The 14,874-nt window shown below is 72.4% G+C and carries 13 protein-coding genes and 1 pseudogene; 1 reads left to right on the top strand and 13 read right to left on the bottom strand.

The genetic code is table 11. The features are described 5' to 3' along the window. Position 1 precedes the first annotated feature (1 nt). From nuoK to ABD899_RS17085, 12 genes and pseudogenes are all read right to left on the bottom strand, one after another. Entirely contained in the window at positions 2–301 is a 300-nt protein-coding gene (nuoK, locus tag ABD899_RS17030; protein ID WP_345208205.1) for an NADH-quinone oxidoreductase subunit NuoK, read from the bottom strand. Next, positions 298–1,068: an NADH-quinone oxidoreductase subunit J gene (locus ABD899_RS17035; RefSeq protein WP_345208207.1), complete on the bottom strand. Its 771-nt coding sequence runs from the start codon at positions 1,066–1,068 to the stop codon at positions 298–300. Before ABD899_RS17035 ends, nuoK begins: the two co-directional genes overlap by 4 nt. Further along, positions 1,065–1,682: an NADH-quinone oxidoreductase subunit NuoI gene (gene nuoI / locus ABD899_RS17040; RefSeq protein WP_345208209.1), complete on the bottom strand. Its 618-nt coding sequence runs from the start codon at positions 1,680–1,682 to the stop codon at positions 1,065–1,067. Before nuoI ends, ABD899_RS17035 begins: the two co-directional genes overlap by 4 nt. Further along, on the bottom strand, positions 1,675–3,045 hold the full coding sequence (gene nuoH, locus ABD899_RS17045; protein ID WP_425474992.1) for an NADH-quinone oxidoreductase subunit NuoH: 1,371 nt from the start codon (positions 3,043–3,045) through the stop codon (positions 1,675–1,677). Before nuoH ends, nuoI begins: the two co-directional genes overlap by 8 nt. 5 nt (positions 3,046–3,050) lie before the next feature. Further along, positions 3,051–5,577: pseudogene (locus ABD899_RS17050) on the bottom strand (NADH-quinone oxidoreductase subunit G). Further along, positions 5,574–6,896, bottom strand: coding sequence for an NADH-quinone oxidoreductase subunit NuoF (gene nuoF, locus ABD899_RS17055; protein ID WP_345208213.1), 1,323 nt, complete (start codon positions 6,894–6,896; stop codon positions 5,574–5,576). The pseudogene ABD899_RS17050 and the gene nuoF overlap by 4 nt, the downstream one beginning before the upstream one ends. Next, a complete protein-coding gene (gene nuoE / locus ABD899_RS17060) occupies positions 6,896–7,909 on the bottom strand; it encodes an NADH-quinone oxidoreductase subunit NuoE (RefSeq protein ID WP_345208215.1) in 1,014 nt (337 codons plus the stop codon). Before nuoE ends, nuoF begins: the two co-directional genes overlap by 1 nt. Beyond that, positions 7,909–9,330: an NADH-quinone oxidoreductase subunit D gene (locus ABD899_RS17065; protein ID WP_345208217.1), complete on the bottom strand. Its 1,422-nt coding sequence runs from the start codon at positions 9,328–9,330 to the stop codon at positions 7,909–7,911. Before ABD899_RS17065 ends, nuoE begins: the two co-directional genes overlap by 1 nt. Further along, on the bottom strand, positions 9,330–10,157 hold the full coding sequence (locus ABD899_RS17070; RefSeq protein WP_345208219.1) for an NADH-quinone oxidoreductase subunit C: 828 nt from the start codon (positions 10,155–10,157) through the stop codon (positions 9,330–9,332). Before ABD899_RS17070 ends, ABD899_RS17065 begins: the two co-directional genes overlap by 1 nt. Continuing rightward, complete coding sequence (locus ABD899_RS17075; RefSeq protein ID WP_345208220.1) at positions 10,154–10,753, bottom strand: NuoB/complex I 20 kDa subunit family protein; 600 nt, start codon at positions 10,751–10,753, stop codon at positions 10,154–10,156. Before ABD899_RS17075 ends, ABD899_RS17070 begins: the two co-directional genes overlap by 4 nt. Positions 10,754–10,796: 43 nt before the next feature. Continuing rightward, a complete protein-coding gene (locus tag ABD899_RS17080) occupies positions 10,797–11,159 on the bottom strand; it encodes an NADH-quinone oxidoreductase subunit A (protein ID WP_345208222.1) in 363 nt (120 codons plus the stop codon). A gap of 206 nt (positions 11,160–11,365) precedes the next feature. Further along, a complete protein-coding gene (locus tag ABD899_RS17085) occupies positions 11,366–12,115 on the bottom strand; it encodes a demethylmenaquinone methyltransferase (protein ID WP_345208224.1) in 750 nt (249 codons plus the stop codon). Positions 12,116–12,174: 59 nt separating this feature from the next. On the opposite strand from ABD899_RS17085, the gene ABD899_RS17090 reads away from it, so the two are divergent. Continuing rightward, positions 12,175–13,512, top strand: a complete 1,338-nt coding sequence (locus ABD899_RS17090) for an isochorismate synthase (RefSeq protein WP_345208226.1) — start codon at positions 12,175–12,177, stop codon at positions 13,510–13,512. Between the two features lie 65 nt (positions 13,513–13,577). Here the strand turns inward: ABD899_RS17090 and ABD899_RS17095 are convergent, their stop codons facing one another. Beyond that, entirely contained in the window at positions 13,578–14,810 is a 1,233-nt protein-coding gene (locus ABD899_RS17095; protein ID WP_345208228.1) for a geranylgeranyl reductase family protein, read from the bottom strand. Between the last annotated feature and the right edge of the window lie 64 nt (positions 14,811–14,874).

Raw genomic sequence — 14,874 nt, forward strand, 5'->3', positions numbered from 1 at the left:
CTTACAGCTTCAGCAGGTTCGCGTCGTCGACCGAGGCCGACCGGCGGGAACGGAAGATCGCCATGATGATGGCGAGCCCGACGACGACCTCCGCCGCCGCCACCACCATGACGAAGAGGGCGATGGCCTGGCCGTCGAGCACGCCGTGCATCCGGGCGAACGTGACGAAGACGAGGTTCGCGGCGTTGAGCATGAGCTCGACGCCCATGAAGACGATGATCGCGTTGCGGCGGGTCAGCACCGTGGCCCCGCCGATGACGAACAGGATCGTCGCCAGGTAGATGTAGTTGACCAGGCTCATCGCTCGCTCTCCTCCTGCATCTCGCGCTCGATGCGGGCGCCGGCCTCGCGGTGCACCTCGGGTGAGCGGTCCTGGTCGCGCGCGACGAGCACCCGCGAGATCGACAGGTCCGACGGCGTGCCGTCGGGCAGCAGCGCCGGGGTGTCGACGGCGTTGTGCCGCGCGTAGACACCCGGGGCGGGCAGGCCGGCCAGGTGCTCACCGCCCTGGAACCGCCGCTTGCTCCACTCGCGCTGGTTGGGGCCCCTGCCGAGCCGCTCGCGGTGGGCGAGCACCATCGCGCCGACCGCGGCGGTGATGAGCAGCGCGCTCGTCATCTCGAAGACCCACACGTACCGGCCGAAGATGAGCTGAGCGACACCGGAGACGTTCCCGACCTCGGCGTTGACGGTGGCCACGCCGACGGGGTCGTCGAACGAGACCCGGCCGATCGCCGAGACGAGGATGCCGCCGAGCCCGAGGCTGAGCAGCACGGTGACCCACCGCTGGCCGGGCAGGGTCTCGACGAGGCTGTCGGAGGAGTCGACGCCGATGAGCATGAGGACGAAGAGGAAGAGCATCATGACCGCGCCGGTGTAGACGAAGATCTGGATGATGCCGAGGAAGTCGGCCCCCTGGGCGATGTAGAAGACGCCGAGGATGATCATCGTCATCGCCATGCCGAGGGCCGCGTGGACGGCCTTCTTGGCGAAGACCAGGCCGAGGGCCCCGACGACCGCGAGCGGCCCGAGCACCCAGAACAGGACCTGCTCACCGGTGCCGGTCACGAGGTCACCTCCGCGTCGTCGCTGTGGCGGGAGTGCTCCGCGACGTACTCGCGCTGCGAGTCGGTGGGCGCGGTGACCTTCCCGAGGTAGTAGTCGCGCTCCTCCATGCCGTCGGCCATGGGGAAGGGCGGGGTGAGCATCCCCTGCTGGAGCGGCGCGAGCAGCTGCTCCTTGGTGAAGATGAGGTCGGCGCGGTTGTCGTCGGCGAGCTCGTACTCGTTCGTCATCGTGAGCGCCCGGGTCGGGCACGCCTCGATGCACAGGCCGCAGAAGATGCACCGCAGGTAGTTGATCTGGTAGACGCGGCCGTACCGCTCGCCGGGGCTGAACCGGCCGGCACCGCCCTCGGTGTCGTCGTTGTCGGCGCCCTCGACGAGGATCGCGTCGGCGGGGCAGGCCCAGGCGCACAGCTCGCAGCCGACGCACTTCTCGAGGCCGTCGGGGTGCCGGTTCAGCTGGTGGCGCCCGTGGAAGCGGGGCTGGGTCGGTCGCTTCTCCTCGGGGTACTCCTCGGTGATGACCTTGCGGAACATCGTCGAGAAGGTGACCCCGAAGCCCCCGACGGGGGCGAACAGGTCGGAGAAGAAGCCGGACTTCCTCTGCTCGTCAGCCACGGACGGCCTCCTTGGTCTCGCTGCCCGGCGTGAGGGCGGGTACGTCGAGCGAGGGCTCGCGCAGCCGCTGCCCGGGCAGGGGCGGCACCGGGTAGCCGCCCGCGTACGGGTCGACCTCGTCGGGCACCGTCGGGTGCGCCGCGGCCTCCTGGGCCTCGGCCCGGCGGTCCCACAGCCAGCCGCCGACGAGGGCGAGCACCGCGATGACCCCGACGAGGAAGAGCGAGGTCACCGGGAAGCGCCGGCCGGCGACGTCGACGCTGCCACCGAGCCAGCCGTTCTGGCCGGCGCGGAAGAAGGCGACGAGGACGACCCAGGCGAGGGTGGCGGGGATGAGGAACTTCCACCCGAAGCGCATGAACTGGTCGTACCGGACGCGCGGCAGCGAGCCGCGCAGCCAGACGAAGACGAACATGAACATCCACAGCTTGGCGGTGAACCACAGCAGGCCCCACCAGCCCTCGTTGAACATGCCGTCGTTGATCGCCGCGACACCGGGAGGGGCGGCCGGGCCGCCGAGGAACATCGTCGTCGCGAGCGCCGCGACGGTGAACATGTTGATGTACTCGCCGAGGAAGAACATCGCGAAGCGCATCGAGCCGTACTCGGTGTGGAAGCCGCCGGTGAGCTCGCCCTCGCCCTCGGCGAGGTCGAAGGGCAGTCGGTTCGTCTCGCCGACCATCGTGATGAGGTAGACGAAGAAGCTGAAGAAGGCCGGGATGATGAACCACAGGTCCTGTTGCGCACCGACGATCTGCGAGGTCGACATCGAGCCGGCGTAGAGGAACACCGCGACGAGCGAGAGCCCCATCGCGATCTCGTAGGAGATCATCTGGGCCGTCGCGCGCAGCCCTCCCATGAGGGGGTAGGTCGACCCGGAGGACCAGCCCGCGAGCACGACGCCGTAGATGCCGACGCCGGCGACGGCGAGGACGAGCAGGACCGCGACCGAGGTGTCGGTGAGCTGGAAGGGCGTGCGGTGGCCGAACATCCACACGTCGCCCGCGAGCGGGATGATCGAGAAGGACACGAAGCACATCGTCGCCGTGATGAGCGGCGCGAGGGTGAAGACGAAGGCGTCGGCGGCCTTGGGCCGCACGTCCTCCTTGAGCATCGACTTCATGCCGTCGGCGAGGGTCTGGAGCAGCCCGAACGGACCGTTGCGGTTCGGCCCGGGGCGCTGCTGCATCCGACCGATGACCCGGCGCTCGAACCAGATGACGAGCAGGGTCGACAGGAGGAGGTAGACGAAGATGAGCAACGCCTTGACGAGGCTGAGCCACAGCGGGGTGTCGCTGAAGTCGGCCCTCGGGTTGTCGGTCGTCTCGGCGACGAGCGAGACGACCTCCGGCAGTGCGAGCATCGTGCTCATGCCTGCCCCTCCTTCGTGACGGAGACGAGGGCCCCGGGGGCACCCTCCAGCGCGGCCCGCAGGTCGCAGCCCGCGGAGTTGGTCGGGAGCCAGACGACGTGGTCGGCCATCTCGGACACGAGGACCGGCGCGGTGACCGTGGTCTCGCCGGCGCGCACCGTGAGGGCGTCGCCGTCGGTGACGCCGAGCGCGTCCGCTGTGCTCGCCGAGACCCGCGCGACGGGCCGCGGCGCGGTGCCCGCGAGGAACGGCTCGCCGTCCTGGAGCGACCCGCGGTCGAGCAGGTGTCGCCACGTCGCGAGGACGAGGGTGCCCGCCTCGACGCTCGGGACCTCGCCGGCCTCGACGGTCGGTGCGGACGGTCGGGCGCCGCTCCACCGGCCGAACGAGTCCATCTCGGCGCGCACCTCGCGCAGCGTGCGGGTGCCGAGGAACTCGCCCATCTCGTTCGCGAGCATGTCGAGCGCGCGGTAGTCGCTGACGTACCCGGTGTCGAGGGCGGCCTCGAACGGCCGTTCGCGGCCCTCCCAGTCGAGGAAGGTGCCACCCTTCTCGGCGTGCGCCGCGACCGGGAGCACGACGTCGGCGACGGCGGTGACGGCGGAGGGGCGGATCTCGAGCGAGACGACGAAGGGTCGGGCCAGCGCCTCGGCGGCCCCGGCGAGGCCGAGGTCGGCAGGGTCGACGCCGCCGACGACGAGGGCGCCGAGCTCGCCGGCGGCCGCGGCCGCGACGATGGCGGCGGTGTCGCGACCGGCACCCGCCGGCAGCGCCGGCACGCCCCAGGCCGAGGCGACCTCGGACCGGGCGGTGGCGTCGGATGCCGGGCGGCCGCCGGGCAGCAGGGTGGGCAGGGCGCCGGCCTCGAGCGCGCCGCGCTCACCGGCCCGGCGCGGCACCCACGCGAGGCGGGGCGCCGGTGGCCTCGGCGAGGGCGGCGGCCGCGCTGAGCGCGCCCGGCACCATCGCGAGGCGCTCGCCGACGAGGACGACGGCGCCCTCGCGAAGCGCCGCACCCGCCGCCGAGACGACGTCGCTGCCCGAGCCCTCGGCGAGGGCTCGCAGGACCTCCGGCTCGGTGCCCGGTGCGGTCGGGATGAGGGTGCCACCGGTCTTCGCCAGGCCGCGGGTCGCGACCGGCGCCACGGCGTACACGGTCGTGTGGTGCTTGCGGAACGCCTTGCGCAGGCGGAGGAAGAGGATCGGGCTCTCGTCCTCGGGCTCGAGGCCGACGAGCAGGACGGTCGTGGCCTGCTCGAGGTCGGCGTAGGTGACCGCGCCGCCCTGCGTCCCGTCGGGCCCCGGCCCGGTGCCGACGACGGCAGAGGCGAGGAAGTCGGCCTCCTCGGCGGAGTGAGGTCGGGCCCGGAAGTCGACGTCGTTCGTGCCCAGGACGGTGCGTGCGAACTTGCCGTAGGCGTAGGCGTCCTCGGCACTGACCCGCCCGCCGACGAGCACGGCGGCCGACGACGCGGCTCGCAGCCCCGCGGCCGCGGTCTCGAGGGCCTCGCGCCACGACGCGACGCGCAGCTCGCCGTCGTCACCGCGCACGAGCGGCAGCTCGAGCCGGTCGCCGACCGAGGTGTACGCGAAGGCCCAGCGGCCCTTGTCGCAGTTCCACTCCTCGTTGACGGTCGGGTCGTTCTGCGCCAGGCGACGCAGCACCGTGCCACGGCGGTGGTCGGTGCGCTGGGCGCACCCGCTCGCGCAGTGCTCGCACACGCTCGGCGTCGAGACGAGGTCGAACGGCCGCGCCCGGAAGCGGTAGGCCGCGCCGGTGAGCGCCCCGACCGGGCAGATCTGGACGGTGTTGCCCGAGAAGTAGGACTCGAACGGCTTCTCCTCGTAGATGCCGACCTGCTGGAGGGCCCCGCGCTCGACGAGGGCGATGAACGGGTCACCGGCGACCTGGTCGGAGAACCGGGTGCACCGCGCGCACAGGACGCAGCGCTCGCGGTCGAGGAGCACCTGGGAGGAGATGTTGATCGGCTTCGGATAGGTGCGCTTGACGTCCTCGAAGCGGGAGGTGGAGCGGCCGTTGCTCATCGCCTGGTTCTGGAGGGGGCACTCGCCGCCCTTGTCGCAGACCGGGCAGTCGAGCGGGTGGTTGATGAGGAGGAACTCCATGATCCCGTGCTGCGCCTTGTCGGCGCCCGGGGAGGTGTACTGCGTCTTGACGACCATCCCGGGAGCGACGGTCATCGTGCACGAGGCCTGCGGCTTCATCCGCCCGGGCGGGCCCTGCATCTGGGTGGGCTCTCCCGGCTCCCCGTCCGGACCGGGACGGCCCGGCATCCAGACCTCGACGAGGCACTGGCGGCAGGCGCCGACCGGGTCGAGGAGGGGGTGGTCGCAGAACCGTGGGATCTCGATGCCCGCCGTCTCGGCGGCCCGGATGATGAGGGTCCCCTTGGGGACCGACACCTCGCGGTCGTCGATGGTGAGCGTCACCAGGTCGGTCGCGGCGGGCGCCGCAGGCGCGGCGGGCGCGGCCGACGCGGTCTTGTCGGGCGTGGTCGTCATGCGGTCACGCTGTCCTTCTCGTCCGTGGCGAACAACGTCGAGGCGTGCCGGTCGAAGGGGCAGCCGCGGGGCGTGAGGTGGGCGATGTACTCGTCGCGGAAGTACTGGATGGAGCTCATGATCGGGCTCGTCGCTCCGTCGGCCAGGGCGCAGAAGCTGCGGCCGAGGATGTTGTCGCACAGGTCGAGGAGCTTGTCGATGTCCTCCTCGGTGCCCTCGCCGCGCTCGAGGCGGCCGGTGATCTGCTTGAGCCACCACGTGCCCTCGCGGCACGGGGTGCACTTGCCGCACGACTCGTGCTTGTAGAACTCGGTCCACCGGTCGACGGCGCGCACGACGCAGACCGTCTCGTCGAAGATCTGGAGTGCGCGGGTTCCGAGCATCGAGCCGGCCGCGCCGACCGACTCGAAGTCGAGCGGCACGTCGAGGTGCTCGGCGGTGAACAGCGGGGTCGAGCTGCCGCCGGGGGTCCAGAACTTCAGGGCCTTGTCGGGGTCGCGCATCCCGCCGGCCATGTCGAGCAGCTCGCGCAGCGTGATGCCGAGCGGCGCCTCGAACTGGCCGGGGTTCTTCACGTGGCCGGAGAGGCTGAACAGCCCGAAGCCCGTCGACTTCTCGGTGCCCATGCCGGTGAACCAGTCGACGCCCTCGAGGATGATGCCGGGGACCGACGCGATCGACTCGACGTTGTTGACCGAGCTCGGGCGGGCGTACAGACCGGCGACGCCCGGGAACGGCGGCTTGCTGCGGGGCTGGCCGCGGCGGCCCTCGAGGCTGTCGAGGAGCGCGGTCTCCTCACCGCAGATGTAGGCGCCGGCGCCGGCGTGCACGGTGATGTCGAGGGTGACGCCGGTGCCGTGGACGTTCTTCCCGAGGTGACCCGCGGCGTAGGCCTCCTCGACCGCCCGGAGCAGCCGGCGGTAGACGTGGACGACCTCGCCGCGCAGGTAGATGAACGCGTGCTCGCAGCCGATGGCGAACGAGCTGATCGCGACGCCCTCGATGAGCACGTGCGGGTTGGCCATCATGAGCGGGACGTCCTTGCACGTGCCCGGCTCCGACTCGTCGGCGTTGACGACGAGGTAGCGGGGGCCGCCGTCCGGGGGCGCCATGAACGACCACTTCATGCCGGTCGGGAAGCCGGCGCCGCCGCGACCGCGCAGCGAGGAGTCCTTGACGGCCTGGATGATCGCCGCCGGCTCCATGCCGAGCGCCTTGTCGAGGGCGCGGTAGCCGCCGTGGCGGGTGTAGGTGTCGAGGGTCCACGACGCCGGGTCGTCCCAGAAGGCGCTGAGGATGGGGGTGAGCGTCGTCGCCATCAGGAACCCTTCTCCGTCGTCGAGGAACCGGTCGTGCGTGCCGGGGCCTCGTCCTCGCCGGGCGCGTCGTCGCCGGCGTCCCGGGTGGCGGCGGGCTCGGCCTTCATGGCGCTCGCCTCGTCGCTCGAGGGGGTGACCTCGGTGCGGCCCGGGGTGCCCGTTGCCGCGGAGTCGGTGCCGGTGCCGGTGGCTGTGGCGGCGGGGCCGGTGCCGGTGGTGGTGGTGGTGGTGGTGGTGGTGCTGGTGGCGGCAGTCCCGGAGGCGGTGGTGGCCGGCGCCGGGGCGGTCGAGGACGCGCCCTCGGGGGCGGTCCAGCCCTGCTCGTGCGCGAGGCGCAGCCCGACGAGGGATGCCGGGCCGGCGCCCACGCCCTCGTCGGCGAGGCCGTCGTGGAAGCCGGCGAGCACCCGGCTGACCTCCTTGAAGGTGCACACCCGGCTCGGCCCGCGGGTCGGGGCGACGGGTCTGCCGGCCCGCAGGTCGTCGACGAGGTCGACGGTCGACGCCGGGGTCTGGTTGTCGAAGAACTCCCAGTTCGTCATGACGACCGGCGCGTAGTCGCACGCGGCGTTGCACTCGACCCGCTCGAGGGTGATCTTGCCGTCGTCGGTCGTCTCGTCGTGCCCGACGCCGAGGTGCGCCGAGACGGCATCCCAGATCTCGTCGCCGCCCATGACGGCGCACAGGGTGTTCGTGCAGACGCCGACGGTGTACTCGCCGTTGGGGTGGCGCTTGAACTGGGTGTAGAACGTCGCGACGCCCGAGACCTCCGCGGTCGTGAGGTCGAGCAGCTCGGCGCACAGGTCGATGCCGCGGCCGGTGACGTAGCCGTCGACCGACTGCACGAGGTGGAGCAGCGGCAGCAGGGCGGACCGCGGGTGCGGGTAGCGGGCGATGACCTCGGCGGCGTCGGCGCGGAAGCGCGCCTCGACGTCGGCGGGGTAGGGCTCCTTGGACGCCTCACTGACGGTGAGGTGGCCGGATGCGGTCTGGAGGCCGAATTCGTGGGCCATCAGCGGTCGACACCTCCCATGACGGGGTCGATGGAGGCCACCGCGACGATGACGTCGGCGACCTGGCCGCCCTCGCACATCGCGGCCACGGCCTGGAGGTTGTTGAAGCTCGGGTCGCGGAAGTGCGCCCGGTAGGGACGGGTGCCGCCGTCGGAGACGGTGTGGCAGCCGAGCTCACCCTTGGCCGACTCGACCGCGACGTAGGCCTGGCCGGGCGGCACTCGGAAGCCCTCGGTGACGAGCTTGAAGTGGTGGATGAGCGACTCCATCGAGGTGCCCATGATCTCGCGGATGTGGTCGAGGCTGTTGCCCTGGCCGTCGCCGCCGATCGCGAGCTGGGCCGGCCAGGCGATCTTCCGGTCCTGGACCATGACGGGCTGGCCCTCGGTGCGCTGGAGCCGGTCGAGGGTCTGCTCGACGATCTTGAGCGACTCGTACATCTCGTCGATGCGGATGCGCAGCCGGTCGTAGGCGTCGCAGCCGGTGCGGGTGATGACCTCGAAGTCGTAGCTCTCGTAGCCGCAGTAGGGCGCCGACTTGCGCAGGTCGTGCGGGAGGCCGGTCGAGCGCAGCACCGGCCCCGTGATGCCGAGCGCCATGCAGCCGGTGAGGTCGAGGTAGCCGATGCCGACGGTGCGCCCCTTGAGGAGCGGGTTCTCGTTGAGCAGCAGCTCGAGCTCGTGCAGGCCCTGCCGCAGCTCGGCGACGACCTCGCGGACCATGTCGACGGCGCCGTGCGGGATGTCCTGTGCGACGCCGCCCGGACGGATGTAGGCGTTGTTCATCCGCAGTCCGGTGACGGCTTCGAAGACCCGCAGGATGCGCTCGCGCTCGCGGAACCCGACGGTCATGACGGTCGTCGCGCCCATCTCCATGCCGCCGGTGCCCAGGCAGACGAGGTGGGAGCTGATCCGGGTGAGCTCCATCATGAGGACGCGGATGACGCTGGCGCGCTCGGGGACCTGGTCGGTGATGCCGAGCAGCTTCTCGATGGACAGGCAGTACGCGGCCTCCTGGAACATCGGCGTGAGGTAGTCCATCCGGGTGCAGAACGTGACGCCCTGCACCCAGGTGCGGAACTCCATGTTCTTCTCGATGCCGGTGTGGAGGTAGCCGATGCCGGCGCGCGCCTCGGTGACCGTCTCGCCGTCGAGCTCGAGGATGAGCCGGAGCACGCCGTGCGTCGAGGGGTGCTGCGGGCCCATGTTGACGACGATGCGCTCCTCGTGGAGGGCAGTCGCCTCGTCGACGAGGTCGTTCCAGTCGCCGCCGGAGACGGTGAAGACCGGGACCCCCTCGACGTCCTCGTGGACCGACGCGCCGTAGGCGTCGGCGCCGGGCAGGCCGGGGTCGAGCCCGGGGCTGGCGTCGTCGGACACGTCGCGGTTCTCGAAGATCGTCGTGTCGTCGTGGGTCGTCATCAGGTGTACGCCCTCCGCTGGTCCGGCGGCGGGACGGTGCCGCCCTTGTACTCGACGGGGATGCCGCCGAGGGGGTAGTCCTTGCGCTGGGGGTGGCCCGGCCAGTCGTCGGGCATGAGGACGCGGGTCAGGGCGGGGTGGCCGTCGAAGACGATGCCGAACATGTCCCAGGTCTCGCGCTCGTGCCAGTCGTTGCCCGGGTAGACCGAGACGACCGAGGGGATGTGCGGGTCGGCGTCGGGGGCGGTCACCTCGAGGCGCACCCGGCGGCTGCCGTGCGTGATCGAGAGCAGCGGGTAGACGGCGTGCAGCTCGCGGCCCTCCTCGGCCGGGTAGTGCACGCCGGAGACTCCCATGCACATCTCGAAGCGCAGCTCGGGCACGTCGCGCATCGCGCGCGCGACCTCGACGAGGTGCTCACGGGCCACGAAGAAGGTCAGCTCGCCGCGGTCGACGACGACCTTCTCGATCGCCTCGTGGTAGCCCGGCCCGTCGGTCTCGGTGAGCGCGGTGCCGAGCCGGTCGGCGACGTCGTCGAACCACGAGCCGTAGGGGCGGGGGGTGGCACCGGGGAGCAGGGTCGGGGTGACGAGGCCGCCGTAGCCGGAGGTGTCCTGGCCGGCGGTCGCGCCGAACATGCCGCGGCGCTCACCGATGCTGACGGGCTCGCGCTCCTCGTCGGAGATCTCCTGCCACGACGCGATGTTCGCGGTGTGTGCGGCCTCGAGGCTGTCCGGGTCGTCGTCGGTGCGGGTCTGCTCCGAGTCGACCACCTGGTCGGGGACCGGCTGGAGGGGGCTGTCGTCGGCGGTCTTCTCGTCGCTCATGCGAGGAGGTTCTTCCCGGTCGGCGCCGCGAGGTGGGCGAGGTGGTCGTGGGTGGGGGCCATGAGCGAGGTCGGGGTCGCGGCGAGCGCGGCCTCCTCGGCGGCCCGGGCGGCGGCGACGCGGTTGACGCCGAGCTTGCTGCCCTGGATCTGGCCGTGCAGCTCGATGATCGCGTTGAGGAGCATCTCGGGCCGCGGCGGGCAGCCGGGCAGGTAGATGTCGACCGGGACGATGTGGTCGACGCCCTGGACGATCGCGTAGTTGTTGAACATCCCGCCCGAGCTCGCGCACACGCCCATCGAGATGACCCACTTGGGGTTGGGCATCTGGTCGTAGACCTGGCGCAAGACCGGCGCCATCTTCTGCGACACCCGGCCGGCGACGATCATGAGGTCGGCCTGGCGGGGCGTGGCGGAGAACCGCTCCATGCCGAACCGGGCGAGGTCGTAGTCGGGGGTGCCGACGGCCATCATCTCGATGGCGCAGCAGGCCAGCCCGAACGTCGCGGGCCAGATCGAGGCCTTGCGCATGTAGCCCACGACGTTCTCGAGCGTCGTGAGCACGAACCCTGCGGGCAGCTTCTCCTCGAGTCCCATCAGGCCTCCTTGGCGGTCGGGTCGGGTGCGGCGAGGTCGGTCATCAGTCCCACTCCAGCCCGCCGCGCTTCCACACGTAGGCGTAGGCGACGAAGACGGTGGCGATGAACAGGACCATCTCGACGAGGGCGAACAGGCCGAGCTGGTCGAAGGCGACGGCGAACGGGTAGAGGAACACCGACTCGATGTCGAAGATGATGAAGAGCATCGCCGTGAGGAAGTACTTGACCGGGACGCGCCCGCCCCCCTGCGCGCGGGGCGTCGGCTGGATGCCGCACTCGTAGGCCTCGAGCTTGGCGCGGTTGTACCGCTTCGGGCCGACGACCAGGCTCGTCCCGACCGACAGCGCGGCGAAGCCGAAGCCCAGCCCGAGCAGGATGAGAAGCGGGACGTAGGGGTTGCTCATCGCAGGACAACTCCCCTTTCGGTGCTCATGTGCGTCGGGCGGGCACGGCCGGGTCGACAGACGGCGTCCCGGTCATCCTAGGGGGATCGACCCACGCCCCACCCGACGAGGCCCGGGAGGCGGTCCGGGCGCGCCGCACGCAGCGTCCCGGCCCGCCCGCGAGGGTCGCGGGGGTGCTTGTGAATGTCTTCACGAACGGCGGCAGTCTAGGCCGGGTCGCCACGTCCGTGAAGCACGGGGTCCTGACCTTCGGCACCGTCCGCGAGCGGGCGGGTGGCCCGGTGCAGGGCGACGACGCCGCCGGACAGGTTGCGCCACTGCACGCGGTCCCAGCCCGCCTGCGCGATCCGCTGCGCCATGGGGCGCTGGGCCGGCCACGCCTGGATCGACTCGGCGAGGTAGACGTAGGACTCCGGGTTGCTGCTGACCCGTCGGGCGACCGCCGGCAGCGAGCGCATGAGGTAGTTGGTGTAGACGGCCCGGAAGGCCCTGCTCGTCGGCTGGCTGAACTCGCAGAGCACGAACCGGCCGCCCGGCTTCGTGACGCGCAGGAACTCGCGCAGCGCGGCATCCGGGTCGGCGACGTTGCGCAGCCCGAAGCTCATCGTCACGACGTCGAACGACGCGTCCGCGAACGGCAGCCGCATCGCGTCGGCGGCGGTGAACCCGAGGTCGGAGCGCCGGCGGTGGCCGACGCGCAGCATCCCGAGCGAGAAGTCGGCCGGCACGACGTCGACCCCGGAGTCGGCGAAGGGCTCGCTGCTCGTGCCGGTGCCGGCGGCGATGTCGAGCACGACCTGCCCGGGCACCGCCTCGCACGCCTGGACGACGGCCCGCCTCCAGAGCCGGTCCTGCCCGAGCGAGAGCACGTCGTTCGTCACGTCGTACCTGCTCGCGACGTCGTCGAACATCGCGGCGACGTCGCGGGGGTCCTTGTCGAGGGAGGCGCGGCTCATGGCCGCCATCCTCCCACCCACCGTCGGGCGGTCCGCCGCGGGTCGTATCCTCCTGCGTGATGACCTCGCTGCCCGCGGGTGACCGGCCGACCGACGCGATCGCCTCCGCCGCCCCCCTCGTCTCGCGCACCGTGCCGCTCGACCCCGAGCTCGGCGCGGCCCTGCTCTCGCTCGTCCCCCACCGCCCGGCCCGTGACCTGTGCTCGTGGGTGCGGCGCGGTGAGGGCCTCGTCGGGTGGGGGCGTGCGGCGAGCCGCACGGCGACCGGCCCCGACCGGATGGACGAGCTCGATGCCTGGTGGGCCGAGCGCTCGCGCACCGCGGTCGTGCGCGACGAGGTCTACCGGCCCGGCACCGGGCCGATCGCGTTCGGCTCGGTGTCCTACGCGGCGGGCTCACGGGCCGGGGCGACCCTCGTCGTGCCGGAGGTCGTCGTCGGGGTGCGCGGCGGTGTGGCGTGGCTGACGACGGTCGGCGTCGAGTCGTCCCCGGCGGTCGCCGCCGTGCCCGTGACCCCCGAGCTCGGGGTGCAGCAACCACCCTCCGGGCCGCACGACGTCGCCTTCGCCGACGGGGCGCTGTCCCCCGCGCGGTGGGCCGGGGCGGTCGCCGAGGCGGTCTCGCGGATCACCTCCGGCCGGCTCGACAAGGTCGTGCTCGCCCGCGACCTCGACGTCACGACCTCCGCCGAGATCGACGTGCGCTGGCTGCTCCACCGCCTCGCGGAGGCGTACGACACGACGTGGGTCTTCGCGGTCGACGGGCTCGTCGGCGCGACGCCCGAGCTGCTCGTGCGCCGCGAGAAGGGGCTCGTCACCTCGCGGGTGCTCGCCGGCACGATCCGGCGCACCGGCGACGACGAGCACGACCTCGCGCTCGCGGCATCCCTCGCCCGCTCGAGCAAGGACCTCGAGGAGCACGAGTACGCCGTGCGCTCGGTCGCGGAGGCGCTCGCCCCGCACTGCTCGTCGATGAACGTCCCCGAGGTGCCCTTCGTGCTGCACCTGTCCAACGTCATGCACCTCGCCACCGACGTCGCCGGCGTGCTCGTCGACGACGCGTCGGCCCTGGCGCTCGCCGCCTCGCTCCACCCGTCGGCGGCGGTGTGCGGCACGCCCCGCCCCGTCGCGGATGCCGTCATCGCCGAGCTCGAGCACATGGATCGCGGCCGCTACGCCGGCCCGGTGGGCTGGATCGACGCCGCGGGCGACGGCGAGTTCGGCATCGCCCTGCGCTGCGGGGCGGTCTCGGCCGAGGACCCGTCGAGGATCCGGCTCTTCGCCGGGTGCGGCATCGTCGCGGGCTCGGTGCCGGACGACGAGGTCGCCGAGTCGTCGGCGAAGTTCGTGCCGATGCGCGACGCCCTCACCGCGCCGGGCCCGCGGTCCTCGCGGTGAGTGGGGACGTGGTGGCCCGGGCCGCGCCTCCGCGCCCACGACCGGTGGTGGGGTGACGGGGCCGGTCAGGTGAAGGGCGGGCGGGCGTCGAGGGAGATGGACCGGCGCCCCGCCCAGCGCCACACCCGGGCCGACCGGTCGCGGTCCTCGTCGGTGACGAGGTTGCCCATCCAGCGCAGCGCGAGGGTCATGAGCCAGTCGCTGCGCATGCCGACCGGGCCGAGCGCGGCGAGGGTGCGCGGCACCGTGAAGATGCCGGCCAGGCGGCGGGCGATCGAGAACGCCTCGCCGTAGTGCTGCTGGAGCAGGGCGGGCCAGGCGGTGGCGAGGTCGTCGTCGAGGTGCTCGACGAGCAGGCGCCCGGTCTCGAGCCCGTAGTCGATGCCCTCGCCGTTCAGCGGGTTGACGCACGCCGCGGCGTCGCCGACGAGGGCCCAGTTCGCCCCGGCGACGTTGCTCACGGCACCCCCCATCGGCAGCAGGGCGCTCGTCGGCATCCGCTGCTCGCCCGTGAGGCCGAAGTCGGCCCGGCGCAGGTCGGTGTAGTGCTTCATCAGCGGCTTGATCGCGACGTCGGCGGGGCGCTTCGTCGTGGCCAGGGTGCCGACGCCCACGTTGACCCGCCCCCCGCCGAGCGGGAAGATCCAGCCGTACCCGGGCAGCGCCTCCCCTGACGGCGAACGCAGCTCGAGGTGGCTGCTGATCCACGGGTCGTCGGACCGCTCGGAGTCGACGTAGCAGCGGCCCGCGACGGCGTACACGGTGTCCTGGTGCCACTCGCGGCCGAGCACCTTGCCGAGCCCGGAGCGCACCCCGTCGGCGACGACGAGCCGCTCGCACTCGACGTCGAAGGTCTCCTCGCCGCGGCGGAAGGTCACGGCGCGCACGCGTCCGCCCTCGAGCCGGGCGTCGACGGCCTTGGCCCCCTCGAGCCCCGTCGCCCCGGAATCGAGCGCCTCGGTGCGGATGCGGTCGTCGAGGGCCGTGCGGGGGACGGCGCTGCCGTGGTCGGGAAGGGAGCCGCCGGGCCACGGCAGGTGGAGCGTCTGCCCGAACCCGTGGGCGCGCAGGCCCCGGTTGACGGCGTGCCCGCGCACCCAGCCGCCGAGGCCGAGCAGGTCGAGCTCGGCCACCGCGCGCGGCGTCAGACCGTCGCCGCAGGTCTTGTCGCGCGGGAAGACCGCGGCGTCGGCGAGCACGACGTCGCGCCCGGCGCGTGCCGCCCACGCGGCGGCCGAGGCCCCGGCGGGGCCGGCTCCGACGACGAGGACCTCGGTGCGCTGGGGGGTCTGGGACACGTGCGCATTCTCGCAAGGCGCCGGGGACGGACCGAAATCGGGTCGCCCGTCCCTCGACACGTTC

Origin of the sequence: Fodinibacter luteus (genome assembly GCF_039541575.1) — a bacterium.
Lineage (GTDB): Bacteria > Actinomycetota > Actinomycetes > Actinomycetales > Dermatophilaceae > Fodinibacter > Fodinibacter luteus.

Coding starts and splice junctions, on each gene's coding strand:
- nuoK (WP_345208205.1), bottom strand. CDS start 301: ATGAGCCTGGTCAACTACATCTACCTGGCGACGATCCTGTTCGTCATC.
- nuoH (WP_425474992.1), bottom strand. CDS start 3,045: ATGCTCGCACTGCCGGAGGTCGTCTCGCTCGTCGCCGAGACGACCGAC.
- nuoF (WP_345208213.1), bottom strand. CDS start 6,896: ATGGCGACGACGCTCACCCCCATCCTCAGCGCCTTCTGGGACGACCCG.
- nuoE (WP_345208215.1), bottom strand. CDS start 7,909: ATGGCCCACGAATTCGGCCTCCAGACCGCATCCGGCCACCTCACCGTC.
- ABD899_RS17065 (WP_345208217.1), bottom strand. CDS start 9,330: ATGACGACCCACGACGACACGACGATCTTCGAGAACCGCGACGTGTCC.
- ABD899_RS17070 (WP_345208219.1), bottom strand. CDS start 10,157: ATGAGCGACGAGAAGACCGCCGACGACAGCCCCCTCCAGCCGGTCCCC.
- ABD899_RS17075 (WP_345208220.1), bottom strand. CDS start 10,753: ATGGGACTCGAGGAGAAGCTGCCCGCAGGGTTCGTGCTCACGACGCTC.
- ABD899_RS17080 (WP_345208222.1), bottom strand. CDS start 11,159: ATGAGCAACCCCTACGTCCCGCTTCTCATCCTGCTCGGGCTGGGCTTC.
- ABD899_RS17085 (WP_345208224.1), bottom strand. CDS start 12,115: ATGAGCCGCGCCTCCCTCGACAAGGACCCCCGCGACGTCGCCGCGATG.
- ABD899_RS17090 (WP_345208226.1), top strand. CDS start 12,175: ATGACCTCGCTGCCCGCGGGTGACCGGCCGACCGACGCGATCGCCTCC.